The 1145-nt window shown below is 62.8% G+C and carries 2 protein-coding genes; both read left to right on the forward strand.

The window, feature by feature from the left end; genetic code table 11:
• Complete coding sequence (locus AC0L3S_RS39055; RefSeq protein ID WP_007596238.1) at positions 1-708, forward strand: CoA transferase subunit A; 708 nt, start codon at positions 1-3, stop codon at positions 706-708.
• A gap of 15 nt (positions 709-723) precedes the next feature.
• On the forward strand, positions 724-1145 hold a 422-nt coding region (locus AC0L3S_RS39060), incomplete at its 3' end, for a CoA-transferase (protein WP_473285275.1).

Below are 1145 nucleotides of genomic sequence, written 5' to 3' on the forward strand. Positions count from 1 at the left end.
ATGAACAAGGTCTATCCCGACGCCAAGTCGGCTCTCGAGGGCGTTCTGAAAGACGGCATGATGATCATGTCGGGCGGCTTCGGCCTCTGCGGCATCGCCGAGACGCTGTCGGACGCGATCCGCGACTCCGGCGTCAAGGACCTGACGGTGGTCTCAAACAATGCCGGCGTCGACGGCATTGGCCTCAGCCGCCTGCTCGAAACCCGCCAGATCAAGAAGATGATCTCGTCCTATGTCGGGGAGAACAAGCTGTTCGCCCAGCAATTCCTCGCCGGCGAGCTGGAACTCGAATTCAATCCTCAGGGCACGCTGGCCGAGCGCATCCGCGCGGGCGGCGCCGGCATTCCGGCCTTCTACACCAAGACCGGCGTCGGCACGCTGATCGCCGAAGGCAAGGAAGTGAAAGAATTCGACGGACAGAAATACCTGATGGAGCGCGGCCTGTTCGCCGACCTCGCCATCGTCCACGCCTGGAAGGGCGACACTGCAGGTAACCTCATCTACCGCAAGACCGCGCGCAACTTTAACCCGATGATGGCGACGGCCGCCAAGGTCACGGTGGCCGAGGTCGAGCATCTGGTTCCGGCCGGCGAACTCGATCCCGACCACATCCACACGCCCGGTCTTTTCGTCAAGCGCATCGTCGAGGTCGGAACGGCCAAGAAGCGCATCGAATTCCGCAACACCCGCCCGCGCACGGCAGCTTGAGATCAGGAGACTAAGATGGCCTGGACTCGTGAACAGATGGCTGCGCGCGCCGCGAAGGAACTGCGTGACGGCTATTACGTCAATCTCGGCATCGGCATCCCGACGCTGGTCTCGAACTACATCCCGGACGGCATGGACGTCAGCCTTCAGAGCGAGAACGGCATGCTCGGCATGGGCCCGTTCCCGTACGAGGGCGAAGAGGACGCCGATCTCATCAACGCCGGCAAGCAGACCGTGAGCGAACTGCCGTCGACTTCGTATTTCTCGAGCGCGGATTCCTTCGGCATGATCCGTGGCGGCCACATGGATCTGTCGATCCTCGGCGCCATGCAGGTGGCCCAGAACGGCGATCTCGCCAACTGGATGATCCCCGGCAAGATGGTCAAGGGCATGGGCGGCGCGATGGATCTCGTCGCCGGCGTCAAGCGCGTGGTCGT

This window comes from Bradyrhizobium sp. Ken01 (assembly GCF_055807355.1).

Bases quoted from the DNA above. Each gene is read 5' to 3' on its own strand.
- AC0L3S_RS39055 (WP_007596238.1), top strand. From the start codon at position 1: ATGAACAAGGTCTATCCCGACGCCAAGTCGGCTCTCGAGGGCGTTCTG.